Source organism: Oxalicibacterium solurbis (genome assembly GCF_014635845.1).
Classification (GTDB): Bacteria; Pseudomonadota; Gammaproteobacteria; order Burkholderiales; family Burkholderiaceae_D; genus Oxalicibacterium; species Oxalicibacterium solurbis.
Genome location: NZ_BMDP01000003.1, coordinates 192,179 through 207,510, shown reverse-complemented (window position 1 = coordinate 207,510; position 15,332 = coordinate 192,179). Strand labels below are relative to the sequence as shown.

General features: G+C 62.8%; 14 protein-coding genes. 8 read left to right on the top strand and 6 right to left on the bottom strand.

Translation table 11 applies throughout. The features are described from left to right. Positions 1-53: 53 nt before the first annotated feature. Complete coding sequence (locus tag IEV40_RS10920) at positions 54-1,931, top strand: potassium transporter Kup (RefSeq protein ID WP_188421588.1); 1,878 nt, start codon at positions 54-56, stop codon at positions 1,929-1,931. A gap of 114 nt (positions 1,932-2,045) precedes the next feature. Here the strand turns inward: IEV40_RS10920 and IEV40_RS10915 are convergent, their stop codons facing one another. Then, positions 2,046-3,116 (bottom strand): GGDEF domain-containing protein, encoded by a 1,071-nt coding sequence (locus IEV40_RS10915; RefSeq protein WP_229724074.1) that lies wholly within the window; start codon positions 3,114-3,116, stop codon positions 2,046-2,048. Between the two features lie 358 nt (positions 3,117-3,474). Here IEV40_RS10915 and IEV40_RS10910 point away from each other — a divergent pair, with 358 nt between their 5' ends. Continuing rightward, positions 3,475-3,681 carry a heavy-metal-associated domain-containing protein gene (locus IEV40_RS10910; RefSeq protein ID WP_188421586.1) on the top strand — a complete coding sequence of 69 codons (207 nt, stop codon included), beginning with the start codon at positions 3,475-3,477 and terminating at the stop codon, positions 3,679-3,681. 95 nt (positions 3,682-3,776) lie between these two features. Here IEV40_RS10910 and cueR read toward each other — a convergent pair whose 3' ends face one another. The 4 genes from cueR to IEV40_RS10890 all read right to left on the bottom strand — a co-directional run bounded on the left by cueR (position 3,777) and on the right by IEV40_RS10890 (position 7,745). After that, a complete protein-coding gene (cueR, locus tag IEV40_RS10905) occupies positions 3,777-4,193 on the bottom strand; it encodes a Cu(I)-responsive transcriptional regulator (RefSeq protein ID WP_188421583.1) in 417 nt (138 codons plus the stop codon). Continuing rightward, positions 4,190-6,712, bottom strand: coding sequence for a heavy metal translocating P-type ATPase (locus IEV40_RS10900; RefSeq protein ID WP_188421581.1), 2,523 nt, complete (start codon positions 6,710-6,712; stop codon positions 4,190-4,192). Before IEV40_RS10900 ends, cueR begins: the two co-directional genes overlap by 4 nt. Before the next feature lie 134 nt (positions 6,713-6,846). Continuing rightward, the gene (locus IEV40_RS10895; protein WP_188421579.1) at positions 6,847-7,209 is read right to left on the bottom strand and encodes a c-type cytochrome; all 363 of its coding nucleotides are present in this window, start codon (positions 7,207-7,209) and stop codon (positions 6,847-6,849) included. Further along, complete coding sequence (locus IEV40_RS10890) at positions 7,206-7,745, bottom strand: c-type cytochrome (protein WP_188421577.1); 540 nt, start codon at positions 7,743-7,745, stop codon at positions 7,206-7,208. Before IEV40_RS10890 ends, IEV40_RS10895 begins: the two co-directional genes overlap by 4 nt. Before the next feature lie 166 nt (positions 7,746-7,911). Here IEV40_RS10890 and IEV40_RS10885 point away from each other — a divergent pair, with 166 nt between their 5' ends. Genes IEV40_RS10885 through IEV40_RS10870 form a run of 4 tightly spaced genes read left to right on the top strand, consistent with a single transcriptional unit; the run spans position 7,912 to position 12,240 of the window. Continuing rightward, positions 7,912-8,301, top strand: a complete 390-nt coding sequence (locus IEV40_RS10885; protein ID WP_188421575.1) for a c-type cytochrome — start codon at positions 7,912-7,914, stop codon at positions 8,299-8,301. An 11-nt stretch (positions 8,302-8,312) separates the two neighbouring features. Continuing rightward, positions 8,313-9,305 carry a cytochrome c oxidase subunit II gene (locus tag IEV40_RS10880; protein WP_229724073.1) on the top strand — a complete coding sequence of 331 codons (993 nt, stop codon included), beginning with the start codon at positions 8,313-8,315 and terminating at the stop codon, positions 9,303-9,305. Further along, the gene (gene ctaD / locus IEV40_RS10875) at positions 9,302-11,863 is read left to right on the top strand and encodes a cytochrome c oxidase subunit I (RefSeq protein WP_188421573.1); all 2,562 of its coding nucleotides are present in this window, start codon (positions 9,302-9,304) and stop codon (positions 11,861-11,863) included. The genes IEV40_RS10880 and ctaD overlap by 4 nt, the downstream gene beginning before the upstream one ends. Positions 11,864-11,874: 11 nt before the next feature. Further along, on the top strand, positions 11,875-12,240 hold the full coding sequence (locus tag IEV40_RS10870) for a hypothetical protein (protein WP_188421571.1): 366 nt from the start codon (positions 11,875-11,877) through the stop codon (positions 12,238-12,240). Here the strand turns inward: IEV40_RS10870 and IEV40_RS10865 are convergent. Further along, positions 12,237-12,578 carry a CzcE family metal-binding protein gene (locus tag IEV40_RS10865; RefSeq protein WP_188421569.1) on the bottom strand — a complete coding sequence of 114 codons (342 nt, stop codon included), beginning with the start codon at positions 12,576-12,578 and terminating at the stop codon, positions 12,237-12,239. The genes IEV40_RS10870 and IEV40_RS10865 overlap by 4 nt on opposite strands. A gap of 187 nt (positions 12,579-12,765) precedes the next feature. On the opposite strand from IEV40_RS10865, the gene IEV40_RS10860 reads away from it, so the two are divergent. Continuing rightward, positions 12,766-14,358, top strand: coding sequence for an ABC transporter substrate-binding protein (locus IEV40_RS10860; RefSeq protein WP_188421568.1), 1,593 nt, complete (start codon positions 12,766-12,768; stop codon positions 14,356-14,358). After that, on the top strand, positions 14,355-15,332 hold the full coding sequence (locus IEV40_RS10855) for an ABC transporter permease (protein ID WP_188421566.1): 978 nt from the start codon (positions 14,355-14,357) through the stop codon (positions 15,330-15,332). Before IEV40_RS10860 ends, IEV40_RS10855 begins: the two co-directional genes overlap by 4 nt.

The following is a 15,332-nucleotide window of genomic DNA, read 5'->3' as shown; positions in this document are numbered from 1 at the left end:
ATGGAAGCGCTTGGCCTATCGTGCGACGCACGGTCCTATCGAGAGAGCGCTCTTTGGTTTCACAGGATAAAAAAAACAGTCTTGCTGCGCTGACACTGGCAGCAGTCGGTATCGTCTACGGCGACATCGGCACCAGCCCCCTCTATACGATGAAGGAAGTGTTCTCCAAGGAACACGGTCTTCCTCTGACTTCGGAAAACCTGATCGGCGTGGTTTCGCTGATCGTCTGGGGCCTGATCATCATCGTTTCCCTCAAGTACGTTACGCTGATCCTGCGCGCGAACAACCGCGGCGAAGGCGGAATCATGGCGTTGATGGCGCTGGCGCTGTCATCGGTCGGCCGTCATTCGCGCTGGTATTTCCCGCTGATGGTGATGGGCCTGTTCGGCGCGACGCTGTTCTACGGCGACAGCGTGATCACGCCGGCGATCTCGGTACTGTCGGCGGTCGAAGGTCTGAGCGTGGCGACGTCCGCCTTCGACCCCTACGTGGTGCCGCTGACGGTGGTCGTGCTCGGCGTGCTGTATTCGTTGCAGCAGCGCGGCACGGCCGGCATCGGCAAATGGTTCGGCCCGATCATGATCGTGTGGTTCCTCGTGCTGGCGATCATGGGCATTGTCAACATCGTTGCCGAGCCGGGCATTCTGGTTGCGCTCAATCCGCTGAATGCCTTGCATTTCCTTGAAGGCAACAAGCTGCTGGCCTTCATTTCGCTGGGCGCAGTGGTGCTGGCATTCACCGGCGCCGAGGCACTGTATGCGGACATGGGCCACTTCGGCGCCAAGCCGATCCGCACCGCGTGGTTCATGGTCGTGTTTCCTTCGCTGGCGTTGAATTACCTGGGGCAGGGCGCGTTGCTGCTGATGCATCCGGAAGCGGTCGACAATCCGTTCTATCAGCAACTGGGCGCATGGAGCATCTATCCGCTGGTCGTGCTGGCGACGATGGCGGCCATCATCGCATCGCAGGCGACGATCTCCGGCACCTTCTCGATGACGAAGCAGGCAATCGCGCTTGGCTTCCTGCCGCGCATGAAGATCGAGTTCACGTCGGCCAGTCATATGGGGCAGATCTATATTCCGGCGGTCAACTGGCTGCAGATGGCGGTCGTGATGATGGCGGTGATCGGCTTCAGCTCGTCGTCCAATCTGGCTGCCGCCTACGGCATCGCGGTGACGGCGACGATGACGGTGACCACGGTGCTGACCTTCTTCGTCATTCGTTATCGCTGGAAATACAACCTGCCGCTGTGCATCATTGCTACCAGCTTCTTCCTGACGATCGACCTCGGCTTCCTGTCGGCCAACATGCTGAAGCTGTTGCATGGCGGCTGGTTCCCGCTGTTGCTGGGCGCAATCCTGTTCACCGTGATGACGACGTGGAAGCGCGGCCGCGAGCTGGTGTTCGAAAACCTGCAGCGGCATGCGATTCCGCTGGAGGATTTCCTGTCGTCGTTGTTCGTCGCACCGCCGACGCGCGTGCCGGGCACCGCGATTTTCCTGCGCGGCGAATCGGACGGCGTGCCGCACGCGATGCTGCACAACCTGTCGCATAACAAGGTGCTGCACGAGCGCGTCGTGTTCCTGACGGTGCACATGAAAGAAGTGCCGTATGTGCCGGTGGAAGAGGAAGTGCGCATTTCGCCGCTGGGCGACGAGTGCTATCAGATGGATGTTTACTACGGCTTCAAGGACGTGCCGGACATTCCGCGCGCGATGGCGCTGGCAGCGGAGCACGGACTGGAATTCGAGATGATGGAAACCTCGTTCTTCATCGCACGCCAGACCGTGGTGGCGCATCCGACGCGCGGCATGGCGATGTGGCGCGAACATATTTTCGTGACGATGTCGCGCCATGCACGCGGCGCGGCGGACTATTACCAGATCCCGTCGAATCGCGTGATCGAGCTGGGCACCAAGGTCGAGATCTGATTCGGATCGGTTTGTTTAATCCGCGTTTGCAGAAATGAAAAAGCGCCGGTCGATGCCGGCGCTTTTTTTCGACCGTGCACAACATGTAGTGCACGGTTTTCTGCGTTCGATGTGTCAGGCTGAAGGCTCGTCGAAGAAGAATTCGACCGATTCGTCAGGCTTGTTACCGATCGTGATGATGCCTTGTGCCAGCAGATCGTCGTAATAGCAAACGCGATTACGGCCGTTTTCCTTGGCGTGATACAGCGCCTGATCGGCGTGGCCCAGGATGACGACCGGCGTTTCCGGCGTGATGGCGGTGAAGCCGACGCTGACGGTGATCGTGCCGACTTGCGGGAACGTGTGCTGCTCGACGTTGGTGCGGAAGCGATCGAAGATCATGCGCGCTTCGTCCAGTGTGGTCGAGCGCAGCAGGATCACGAATTCCTCGCCGCCGAAGCGGAACACGCGATCCTGCGAACGGAACGACGAGCGCAGGATATTGGCAACCAGGATCAATACTTCATCGCCGTACAGATGGCCGAAGCGGTCGTTGACACGCTTGAAGTGATCGATGTCGACCACGGCCAGCCATTGCGAGTTCGCATGCACGTGGCGGCGATCGTTGCGGTTCGACGATTCCGGCATTTTGCTGCTGATCATGCGCGCGAACTTCTCGTCGAAGGTCTTGCGGTTCAGCAGGCCCGTCAGCGAATCGCGCTCGCTGTAGTCGAGCAGGCTCTGGTAGTTGCGGTAGACGCTGAGGATGCCTTCCATCACCTGCAGCATCTGCGGCGTGAAGGGATGCGCGTTGACGATTTCGAGGCAGGTCGACACCTTGTCGTTCTGCCAGACCGGCACCCACAATGCATGGCTGCCGTCGCTGCGGGTTTCTTCTACGCGGCTCCGGCGTTGCGCAATGCAGTTGACCAGTGCCGGAAAGCGGACGATGGGTTCGCACGGCTGTTCGGCGGGTGCGTCTTCCTCGTCGAGAATGCGTACCTTGCCTTCTTCGATCCAGACGCGCGGGCGCACCAGCAGGTCGCCGTGCGACTGGAACAGTTCCAGCACGCGCGCCTGACCGACGCCGATCATGTTGAGCAGCGCGCTCATCGTCGAAATATCCAGCAGATCGTGATCGCGATGGCCGGTGATTTCCACCAGATGTCCCAGCAGGGACTCCATCTTCAGCGGTGCATGATCCATCAAGCAGCCTCCCGGGCGAAGTCGTCGATCGAACGGGGAAACTGAATCCTGTGAGGCACATTCCTGTTAGGCACGCGCGGCATCGGGGGGAAGTTCAGGCAACGATCGGACGAAACGGTCAAGCGATATATGGGCGAAATGATTCTTATTGATTTGTAACCATCTTATATGAAGTGATTACGACAAATTCGCATGAAATGGCGGTGGAAACCATATTTAACGTTTCCATTCGCGATCAGGCACAATTGGTGCGATAGATGCAACGGTTGGAAGGCGCGCGAGGCGGTAGAAAGGCGCTTGACCTTCCCCCTATGGCAAGGCCTAAAGTGGCAATCGGTATGACGACAAGGAGAGTGCGATGTACGAATTGCAGGTTGAAAACATGAGCTGCGGCCACTGCGTCAATGCGGTGACGAAGGCCGTGCAGGCAGTGGATGCGCAGGCATCGGTGAACGTCGATCTGGTGCAGAAAAAGGTAAGCGTGCAATCGGGCGCGGCGCTGGATCGCATTAGTGCCGCGATCGTCGATGCCGGTTATCCGGTAGTCGATAGCAAGGCTGCATGAGTAATTCGATGCAGTGAGTGGTTTACGGCAAGCGATTTGCCGCAACGAAAAAGGGCGAACCGATGATCGGTTCGCCCTTTCTTTTTCCCGGTGGGTCAATGGCAGCAGGTTGCATCGTCGGCGGAAGCATCGGCCAGTCCGCGCAGGATGGGGCAATCCGCGCGCGCATCGCCGCTGCACGATTGCGCGAGATGGTGCAGCGTGTCGCGCATTTCGGTCAGCTCGGTAATGCGCTGTTCGAGTTCCGTTACGTGTTCCAGTGCGATCGCCTTGACGTCGGCGCTGGCGCGATGTTCGTCCTGCCATAGCGACAGCAGGTTGCGGATCTGGTCCAGCGAGAATCCCAGCGAACGCGCGCGCTTGATGAAGCGCAACGTATGCACGTCGTTGTCGCTGTAGGTGCGATAGCCGGCCGCAGTGCGCGGGCCCGGCCGGATCAGCTTGATGCTTTCGTAGTGCCGGATCATCTTGGCGGAAATGCCGGAGGCGGCGGAGGCTTGTCCGATGTTCATGCGGTTTCCTTCATGCTGCGATTGGTGTCCGTGTTGTGATGCGTTTCGTGATCTGCGCCGTGATCGGAACCATGGTTCGCCTTCCATCGTTTCAGCAGCAGCGCATTGCCGATCACACTGACCGAGCTGAATGCCATCGCAGCGCCGGCGAACATCGGGTTCAGCACACCGAAGGCCGCTAGCGGAATGCCGACCACGTTGTAGATGAAGGCCCAGAACAGGTTCTGGCGAATCTTGCCGTAGGTGCGGTGGGAGATGTCGATCGCATCGGCCACCAGCGCCGGATCGCCGCGCATCAGCGTGATGCCGGCCGCATGCATGGCGACATCGGTGCCGGTGGACATCGCGATGCCGACGTCGGCCGCGGCCAGTGCCGGCGCATCGTTGATGCCGTCGCCGACCATCGCGACGATCTGGCCGCCATTTTTCAGCTCGGTGATCTTGTCGGTCTTTTCGGCCGGCAGCACCTGCGCGATCACGCGGTCGATGCCGAGCGCACGGCCGACGGCATCGGCATTGCCCTGGTTGTCGCCGCTCAGCAGCACGGTGTCGATCTTCTGCGCATGCAGGCTGTCGATTGCGCGCGCTGCACTGGCCTTGATCGTGTCGCTGGCGGTGATGAAGCCGAGCAGCCGATGCGCCGGCGTCACCTGTGCCAGCCAAGACAGGCTGCGGCCGCTTTGCTCGAGTTCTTGCGCCTGCACGTTTGCCTCGCCGTCGAGCGCGATGCCTTCCTCTCGCATCAGACGCGAGGTACCGAGCACATACTGCTTGTCGTCTATCGTCGCGCGCAAGCCGAGGCCGGCCAGCGCCTGCACGGCGACGGCATCGCCGGGGACGATCTGCAGTTCGGCGGCGCGTTGCATGACGGCCAGGCCGAACGGATGTTCGCTGCCACGCTGGATCGTCGCCGCCAGCTGCAGCAATTCATGTTCGGTGATGCCGATGGCCTGCACTTCGGCCACGCGTGCGCGGCCTTCGGTCAGCGTGCCGGTCTTGTCGAACACGACGGTGGTGACGCGGTGCATGGTTTCCAGCGCTTCGGCATCCTTGATCAGGATGCCGTGCTTCGCGGCGACGCCGGTGCCGGCCATGATGGCGGCCGGTGTGGCCAGGCCGAGTGCGCACGGGCAGGCGATCACCAGCACGGTCACTGCGTTGATGATGGCGGCCTCAATACCGACACCGGCATCGGCGCCGGCGAACCACCAGCCGATGAAGGTGAACAAGGCGATGACCAGTACCACCGGCACGAAGACCGCGCTGACCTTGTCCACCAGCCGCTGGATCGGCGCCTTGGCCGATTGCGCGTTCTCCACCATGCGGATGATGCGCGCCAGCGTGGTTTCGGCGCCGATCGCTTCGGTGCGCACCAGCAGCATGCCTTCGGCATTGATCGCTGCGCCGGTCACGCGGTCGCCTTCTCGCTTGACGACCGGCATGCTCTCGCCGGTGATCAGCGATTCGTCGACGTGGCTGCGCCCCTCGACGATGCTGCCGTCGACCGCGATGCGTTCGCCCGGACGCACGACGACCAGATCGCCGACGCGCACCGATTCGATTGGTACGTCGACGTCCTGGCCGTCGCGCCGCACGCGCGCCGAATCGGGGCGCAGTTTCTGCAGCGCGCGGATGGCGGCGGCGGTCTGTTTCTTCGCGCGGGCTTCCAGCCACTTGCCGAGCAGGATCAGCGTGATGACGACGGTCGACGCTTCGAAATACAGGTGCGGCTCATGTCCCGCATGCGCAGTCAGCAGCAGATAGATGCTGAGGCCGTAGGCGGCGCTGGTGCCGAGCGCGACCAGCAGATCCATGTTGCCGGTGCCGGCTTTCACCGCATGCCAGCCGGCGCGATAGAAACGGAAGCCGAGCCAGAACTGCACCGGCGTCGCCAGCAGCCACTGCACCCAGCCCGGCGGCATCCAGTGCACGCCGAACGGCTGCAGCAGCATCGGCAGTACCAGCGGCGCGGACAACAACGCTGCATACAGCACCGCCAGCCAGTCGCGTGTAGGTGCTGTTTCCTGTTGCGCGGTCGCGGCGGCAGCCGGCAGTGCGGCGCCATAGCCGGCAGCTTCGACGGCAGCAATCAGCGCGGAGGGCGCCACGCCGGCACTGGCTTGCACGCGTACCTGGTCGGTGGCGAGGTTGACGCTGGCGTCGAACACGCCCTGCACCTTGCGCAACGCTTTCTCCACGCGGCCGGCGCAGGAGGCGCAGGTCATGCCGGTCACGTCCAGCGACCATTCCTGCTGCGGCACGCCATAGCCGGCTTTCTCGATCGCTTCCCTGATCGGGAGGTTGAGCGCGGCGGCATCGACGCCGCCCGCCGTCTCGACGGCGACCGAATCGGTAGCGAGGTTGACGCTGGCTTGCACCACACCCGGCACCGCGGCGACGGCTTTCTCGACACGCGATGCGCAAGAAGCGCAAGTCATGCCTTCGACGCCGAACTGCAGGCGGCCGGCCGGAGCGGCGGAGGCGGAAGATTCGGCAGAAAGTACCGGTTGCGTGGTCATGGCAAGCCTGTTCGGAAAATGGGATGAAACCAGTGTCGACCTTGACATGATGGGAAGGTCAACCGGTTTTTTCAAGAGGAAACTGAAAAAGGCGAACAAGCCTGCCACATCTGCGATTTCATGTAAGCATGCACTTACTTGAGCGTTGCCAGATAGGCGGCGATATCCTGCGCGTGCGCTTCCGAGACGCCCATGTTCGGCATCGCCGTCTGCGGGTCGACGGCCTGCGGATCGCGAATCCAGCGCACCAGATTGTCCGGCGTATTGGGCAGGCTGCCGGCGATCATGTCGCGCGATGCCAGCCCTTCCAGTGGCGGGCCGACGTGCACATCGGAGCCGGTGATGCCGGGAATCACGTGGCAGGCCTGGCAGCCGTATTGCGTCAGCGCAATGCGGCCTTTTGCCGGATCGCCGTGCAACAAGGGACGGGCGTCGCGTTCGCTGCAAGCAGCCAGCATCAGCGCGCCTGCAAATGCGAGCGCGATGCGGCGGATCATGGTTGTGGCTCCCTGACGCTTGCGGCGTATTGTGTCGGCGTCAATTGCGGCAACTGCTGCATGAAGGCGACGATTTCCCATAGCTGCTCGTCCTGCAGCCGATATTCCCACGCCGGCATGCCGCTCATCTTGATGCCATGGCGCACGATCCAGTACACCTCGTTCGGCTGCCATTTCGACGGCGCATCGACCAGCGGCCCCGGTACCGGCTGCATGCTCATGCCGATACCTTGCGGCGCGAGGCCCGGTGCGCCGTGGCACTGCACGCAATGCGCGTGATACAGCAGTGCGCCGCGTGAAATCATTCCGTGATCCGCCAGATCCGGCACGTCGATATCGCGCGCATGGAGGCGCACCGAATGATGCATGCCCTGTTCGAGCACGGTGTAGACGAACTGCAGGTGTTGCGCAGTGGCCGACACGTTGTACAACCCGCTGCGCAGCAGCGCGTAGCCGCCGCTCAGGCCGAGCAGCGCCAGCACGCCCAACGTGGCGAAAACGGTCTTGACGACGAGTCGGGACGACGATGAACGCATGGGTGGCAATGGAAGCGAACTGTCATGTAGTCAGGTAGAACCGTAGCGGCAAAGTTCATGCGGCAATGTGCGCTGGCGCACGGCAAATGCGGTGTTGCACTTCGATACTGGTGGCACGACCGGCCAGCGCATTGCACGGATGCAATGCATCGCAGCGAGGACCGCCATGCACGCCAAGCAAACCACGACGTTCGGGTTGCGCTGTTGCGCCATTGTGCTTGCAGCGCTGGCAGCGTCCGCCTGTGAAGACCGGCTCGCCGACGACATCGCCAGCGGTGTCAGCATTGAACGCGGCAAGCGCTTGCTGGATCAGTACCAATGCGGCAGCTGCCACGCGATACCCGGCATTCCCGCCGCACGCGGCACCGCCGGCCCGCCGCTGCAAGCATTCGGCCGCCGCAGCTACATCGCCGGTCATATTCCGAACCGTCCCGATCTGCTGGCGCAGTGGATCGTCGATCCGCACGCGAAAATTTCCACTACCACCATGCCGTCCATGGGCGTATCGCCGGACGATGCGCGCGACATGGCGGCCTACCTGCATTCTTTGCGATGACGCGACGGCGAATGCGAACCGGCATTCTCGCAGCCGTCATGGCGGCGCCGCTTGCCGGTTGTGCAGAACTGAACCTGCAATCGGCATTGCATCCGTCTGGTCACGATGCGGCCGTCATTGCGGAAATGACGTGGTGGCTCATTGGCGGCGCGACGGTGATTTTTGTCGGCGTGATGATCCTGCTGGCGGCAAGTCTGCGCGACGGGCGCAGGCCGGTGCGGCCGGGCGTCTGGCTGCTTGGCGCCGGCGTCGCATTTCCGGTGGCGGTGCTGACGGTGCTGCTCGTCTATGGCCTGGTGCGCAGCCAGCAGTTGCTGGCGCCGATGTCGCAGAACGCATTGGTCGTGTCGGTCACGGCGAAGATGTGGTGGTGGGAAGTGCGTTATCGCGATCCGGCGACCGGTAACGATGTGGTGACGGCCAACGAAATCCGCCTGCCTGCGCAGCGCGATGTCTATTTCGCACTGACCAGCGACGACGTCATCCACAGTTTCTGGGTGCCGTCGCTGGCCGGCAAGGTCGACATGCTGCGGGGCCGCATCACGCGTCTGCGCGTGCGCACCGGCGATCCCGCCGTATTGCGCGGGCAGTGCGCCGAATACTGCGGCGAACAGCATGCGCGGATGGCGCTGCACGTCGTGGTCGAGGAAGAAGCCGCATTCGATGCATGGCTGGCGAACCAGGCGCGGCCGGCGCGTGTGCCGGCGAATGCGTTGCAGGGGCGCGGTCGCGCGTTGTTCAACGAACGGCGCTGCAGCGCTTGCCACACGATACGCGGCGTGGCCGAGGAAACCGCCGGCGGCGCTGCGCTGGGGCCGGACCTGACGCACGTCGGCAGCCGCCTGTATCTGGGCGCCGGCACATTGCGCAACGACGGCGATGCGATGCGTGACTGGATCGCCGACGTGCAGCGTATCAAGCACGGCGCACGCATGCCGGCCTTCCGCGATCTCGACGACGACAGCCTGCATGCGCTGTCCGCCTACCTGGAGCATCTGCAATGACGGATGGTTTGCATACGTTGCCGCGTTCTTTGCCGAATGCTTTGCCCAATTCGCTGCCGCGGCCGGAGCACGAACTGCCGCACCTGAAAGCCTTGTGGCGCACGCCGCCCGGCTGGCGCTTCTTCAGTTCCGTCAACAACATCAACATCGGCCTGCTGTACATCGGCACCGCGCTGCTGTTCTTCGTGCTGGCCGGCATCCTCGCGCTGCTGATGCGCGCGCAGCTGGCGGTGCCGGGCAACACGCTGTTCGACGCCGGCACCTACAACCAGTTGTTCACGATGCACGGCACGGTGATGATGTTCCTGTTCGCGATTCCGGTGGTGGAGGCGATCGCCGTGTTTCTGCTGCCCGGCATGCTGGGCGCGCGCGATCTGCCGTTCCCGCGTCTGTCTGCGTACGCGTACTGGGCTTATGCGATCGGCGGGCTGGCGTTTTTTTGCACGCTGTTCTTCGGCGTTGCGCCGGACGGCGGCTGGTTCATGTATCCGCCGCTGACGAGCAAGGAATACTCGCCCGGCGTCAACGCCGATTTCTGGCTGCTCGGCATCGGCTTCATCGAAATCTCGGCGATCGCCGGCGCGATCGAACTGATCATCGGCATCCTGTTCACGCGCGCGCCGGGCATGAGTCTCGGCAAGATGCCGATCTATGCGTGGACCATGCTGGTGGTGGCTTTCATGATCGTGTTCGCCTTTCCGGCCGTGATCGCCGGCACCATGCTGCTGGAACTGGAACGCGCGTTCGACTGGCCGTTCTTCATCGCCGAACGCGGCGGCGATCCCATCCTGTGGCAGCACCTGTTCTGGTTCTTCGGCCATCCCGAGGTCTATATCATCTTCCTGCCGGCGGCCGGCATGGTGTCGATGATGATTCCGACCATCGCGCAGACGCCGCTGGTGGGCTATCGCACCATCGTCGTCGCGCTGCTCGGCGTCGGCGTCATCAGCTTCGCGCTGTGGGCGCATCACATGTTCACCGCCGGACTGGGGCCGATGGAACTGAGCTTCGTATCGGCGGCCAGCATGGCGGTCGCGGTGCCGACGGCGATCCAGGTGTTTGCATGGATCGCGACGCTGTGGCGCGGCCGTGTGCGCATGAGTACGCCAACGCTGTTCCTGCTCGGCTTCCTGTTCATCTTCGTGCTCGGCGGATTGACCGGCGTGATGGTCGCCGTGCTGCCGTTCGACTGGCAGGCGCACGACAGCTACTTCATCGTCGCGCATCTGCATTACGTGCTGATCGGCGGCATGGTGTTCCCGATGTTCGCTGCGCTGTACTACTGGATGCCACTGGTCAACGGCAACATGCTGTCGGAAAAATGGGGGCGATGGATTTTCTGGCTGATGTTCATCGGCTTCAATCTGGCGTTTTTCCCGATGCACATCTCCGGCCTGCTCGGCATGCCGCGCCGCGTCTATACCTACGATGCCGAAATGGGTTGGAATCTGTGGAATCTGCTGTCGTCGGTCGGTGCCTTCGTGCTGGCAGCCGGCATCGCGCTGTTCTTCATCGATCTGCTGCGGCTGGTGCGGCGGCCCGCACGTGACAACGACAATCCCTGGCATGCCGGCACATTGGAGTGGCTGTCGTCGGAAGACTATTCGTCGCGCAGCATTCCGCATGTGCATTCCCGTGAACCGCTGTGGCACCAGCCGGGCCTGCGCGAAGAAGTCGAGGCGGGACGGCACTGGCTGCCGGGCGTCGTCACCGGTCAGCGCGAGACGCTGATCACCAGCCCGGTACGCGCATTGCCGATGCATGTGCAGATGCTGCCGGGCGACGGCTGGCTGCCGTTGATCGCGGCCGCCGGCACGGCGGGATTCTTCCTGCTGCTGACGGTGGAGCAGGTGCTCGTCGCCTTCGCCTGCGGCATCGCCGCGATCGCCGCCGTCATGCGCTGGCTATGGGAAATTGACCGCAAGCCGCCGGCGGCCATGGTGAAGATCGCCGACGACATGCACCTGCCGGCAACGGCATCGGGCAGGGCATCGCATGCATGGTGGGCGACCGTCATCATGCTGGTCGTCGATGCGACGATCTTTGCCGCGCTGGTTTTTGCCAACATCCATGTGTCGATGCTGCTCGATGTCTGTCCGCCACCCGGCGCGCAGTTGCCGGAGGTGGCATGGCCGTTGGGTGCCTGCGTGCTGCTGTTGTGCGGATCGATTGCCATCGAAGGCGTGCGCCGACATGCACGGCGGCTGACGGAAGCGGAGCGCACGGCTTTCCTGCCGTGGTTCTGCGCGATCGTGTTCGTTGCGATGCTGGCGATGGCAGGCAGCTATGCGCTGGACCTTTCCGGCCAGCTGCGCGCCGGATTGACGCCGTCCGAACAGGCATGGAGCGCGACGGTGGCGGCGATGCTCGGCTACCAGGGATTCCATGTGGCGATCCTGCTGCTGGTTTCCGCCTATCTGCTGGCGCGCGCATGGGCCGGCCATCTGGCGGCATCCGGCCGCACGCTGGATAACGCGGCATTGCTGTGGCATTACACGACACTGCAGGGATGGGCGATCGCCTTCGTCGTCAATCTGCTGCCGCGATGGATGGCGTGAGGAGGATGCGCATGCAGCAGAAAACACCGTACAGGGGAATCGACGATTTTCTGCGGCTGGCGCTGGATGCGGCGGCGCCGTTGCTGCTGTGGCTGTTTTATTTCTTCGCCTGTTATGCGTTCGTTGCCGCCGGCTGCGCTTCGATGCTGGCCCGCATGCAATGGCTGGGCCGGCCGGCGATTTCGCTGGTGCTGACGATCGCAACCGTTGCCATGACCTTGCTGATCCTGCTGCTGCTCGGTCGCGCCGCGATACGCTGGCATGCCGGGCCGCGCGTGCTGCTTTCCACGGCCAGGCTGGGAATCGCCGCGCTGGCGCTGCTCGGCGTCATCTGGACGGCGTTGCCGCACTGGGTGATGCCGGTCTGCATCGGTTAATCGCGAATGTATTTCGGATCGGGTGTCAGATAAACCGTGACACGGTGATCGAGAAAGCCCGGCGGTGTCACGCGGTTCAGATCGAAGGAGCTGACGTCCTGCGAATTGTCGAAGGCCCAGGTGAAGGTGCGGTTGCCGGAGATGAAACGCACGATCTGGCCGCTTTCGATATTCGTCCAGCGTGTCTGGGGATGGATGATGACGACTTGCGTTGCCGCCGCATCATCGACCTGCTGGCCGAGCAGCTTGACCGGCGGCAGTTCGCCCGGATTCGCGCAGGCGGCAAGGATGGCGGCGGTCAGTGCGGCCAGCGTCACGTTGCGAATAAGATGGCACATTGCAGGCTCCTTGAGTGGCATTTCTCGTGACGATGCGCGCGCATCGCGAGGATCGCATGTGTTGCTTACTTTAGCCGATAAGCCGCGGCCGCGCAGGGCATATTCCGTTTTGCATGCAAGCAAGCTTGTCATCGATCATTTACATTAACGGCATCGCAAGCCAGACGTGTGACCACCGATCAAGCCGATGCGCCTTTTCTCCACCCTGATCCTCTCGATGCTGCTGGCCGTCGTGCTGCCGATGCAGGGCCGCGCTGCCGACCTGAAGATTGCGCTCGCTGCCGATGTGTCGTCACTCGATCCGCACTATCTGAATATCGCACCCAACGTGGCGTTTGCATCGCATCTGTTCGATGCACTGGTCAACGTCGATGCCGACGGGCATCTGGTGCCGGGGCTGGCCGTTTCATGGAAGCCGATCGACGCAACCACATGGGAATTCAAGCTGCGGCACGGCGTGAAATTCCATGACGGTTCGCCGTTCACGGCAGACGACGTGATCTTCTCGCTCGACCGTCCCGCCACGTTGACACGCAGCCCCGGTCCGTTCACCAGCTATACGAAGCAGATCGTCGCCAAGCAGATCGTCGATCCGTACACGGTGCGCCTGAAGACGGCCACGCCATACGGCCCGCTGGCGCTGGACATGAGCGCGATCTTCATCGTGTCGAAGAAGGCGGCCGAGCATGCGACCACCGACGACTTCAACAGCGGCCGCGCGCTGATCGGCACCGGTCCGCTGAAGTTCGTCAGCTTCCGCCGCGGCGAGCGCATTGTGCTGAAACGCAATGACGATTACTGGGGCGAGAAAGCGGAGTGGGACAAGGTGACCTTCCGCATTATCACCAGCGCCGCGCCGCGACTGGCTGCGCTGCTGGCCGGCGACGTCGACGTCATCGAAGCGGTGCCGACTGCCGACATCGCGCGGCTGAAGACCGATCCGCGTTTTCACGTCGAGCAAAAGATTTCGTGGCGCACGATCTTCTGGCATCTGGATCAACTCGATCGCCCGTCACCCTACATCACCGACAAGAGCGGCAAGCCGTTAGCCGCCAACCCGCTGCGCGATCCGCGTGTGCGCGCGGCGATCTCGATGGCGATCGATCGTCGTGCGCTGGTCGATCGCACGATGGAAGGGCAGGCGGTGCCGGCATCGAATATCGTCGCACCCGGCATCCTCGGCTACAACGCGGCGTTGCCTGTCGAAAAATACGATCCGCAAGGCGCGAAGAAACTGCTGGCCGATGCCGGCTATCCGGACGGGTTTGCGATCACGCTGCACGGACCGAGCGACCGCTACATCAACGACCGCCAGATCGTGCAGACGGTTGCGCAATTCCTGAATCACGTCGGCATCAGTGCCAGCGTGGAAACATTGCCGCTGTCCGTCTATTTCGGCAAGGCACGCACCGGCGCGTTCAGCATGTCGCTGCTCGGCTGGGGCACGCTGGCGGCCGATTTCGGTTTGCGCACCTTGCTCGGTACGCCAGACCCGGCGATCGGCTGGGGTTCGTGGAACTGGGGCAGGTACAGCAATCCGCAGATGGATAAACTGGTGCATGCGTCGCTGGCTTCGGTCGACCAGCAGGCACGCGATACTTATGCGCAGCAGGCGATGGCGGTTGCCTTGCGCGACCATGCGGTGATTCCGTTGCACTATCAGTATGCGACGTGGGCGATGCGAAAAGGGCTGCGCTACACTGCACGCACCGATGAATTCACCTTCGCCCATCAATTCCATGCGGATGCGCCGATGCAGAAAGCGAGCGCGCTGAAATGACGGCCTTCCTGCTGCGCCGACTGATACAAAGCATCGTCGTGCTGATCGCGATGTCGCTGCTGGTGTTCATCGCGCTGCATGCGATCGGTAATCCGATCGACATTCTTCTCAGCCCCGATGCCGACCAGGCCGAACGCGCGCGCACGATCTCCGCCTTCGGTCTCGACCAGCCGCTGTGGCAGCAGTATTTCTACTTTGCGAAGCAGGCGTTGCACGGCGATCTCGGCCGTTCGTTCTCGTTCGGCACGCCGGCGTTGCAACTGATCGCGGAGCGTCTGCCGGCTACGCTCGAACTGGCCATCGCCGCCATCCTGATCGCGATCGTGCTAGGCGTGCCGCTGGGTTTGTGGGCCGGTCTGCGGCCGCACGGCATCGCCGGTAAAAGCATCATGACGATTTCCATCCTCGGCTTTTCGCTGCCGACCTTCTGGGTCGGCATGATGCTGATCATGCTGTTCGCCGTGCATCTGGGATGGCTGCCGTCCGGCGGACGTGGCGAGACGGCGTCGCTGTTCGGCGTGCAGGTCAGCTTCCTGACGTGGGACGGCCTGCGCCATCTGCTGCTGCCGGCCTTCAATCTGGCGCTGTTCAACATCGCGCTGGTGATCCGGCTGACGCGCGCCGGCGCGCAGGAAGCGCTGCTGCAGGATTACGTGCGCTTCGCGCGCGCGAAGGGCTTGCGTCCGGCGCGCATCGTCGGCGTGCACGTACTGAAGAACATCCTGATCCCGGTGATCACCGTCGTCGCGCTGCAGTTCGGCTCCATCATCGCGTTCGCCATCGTCACCGAATCGATCTTCGCGTGGCCGGGCATGGGCAAGCTGATCATCGATTCGGTGCGCGTGCTGGATAGGCCGGTGATCGTCGCCTACCTGATGCTGACGGCGATCCTGTTCGTCGCCATCAATCTCGTGACCGACCTGCTGTACGCCGCGCTCGATCCGCGCGTGCGCCTGACGGATGCGAAGGGCTGA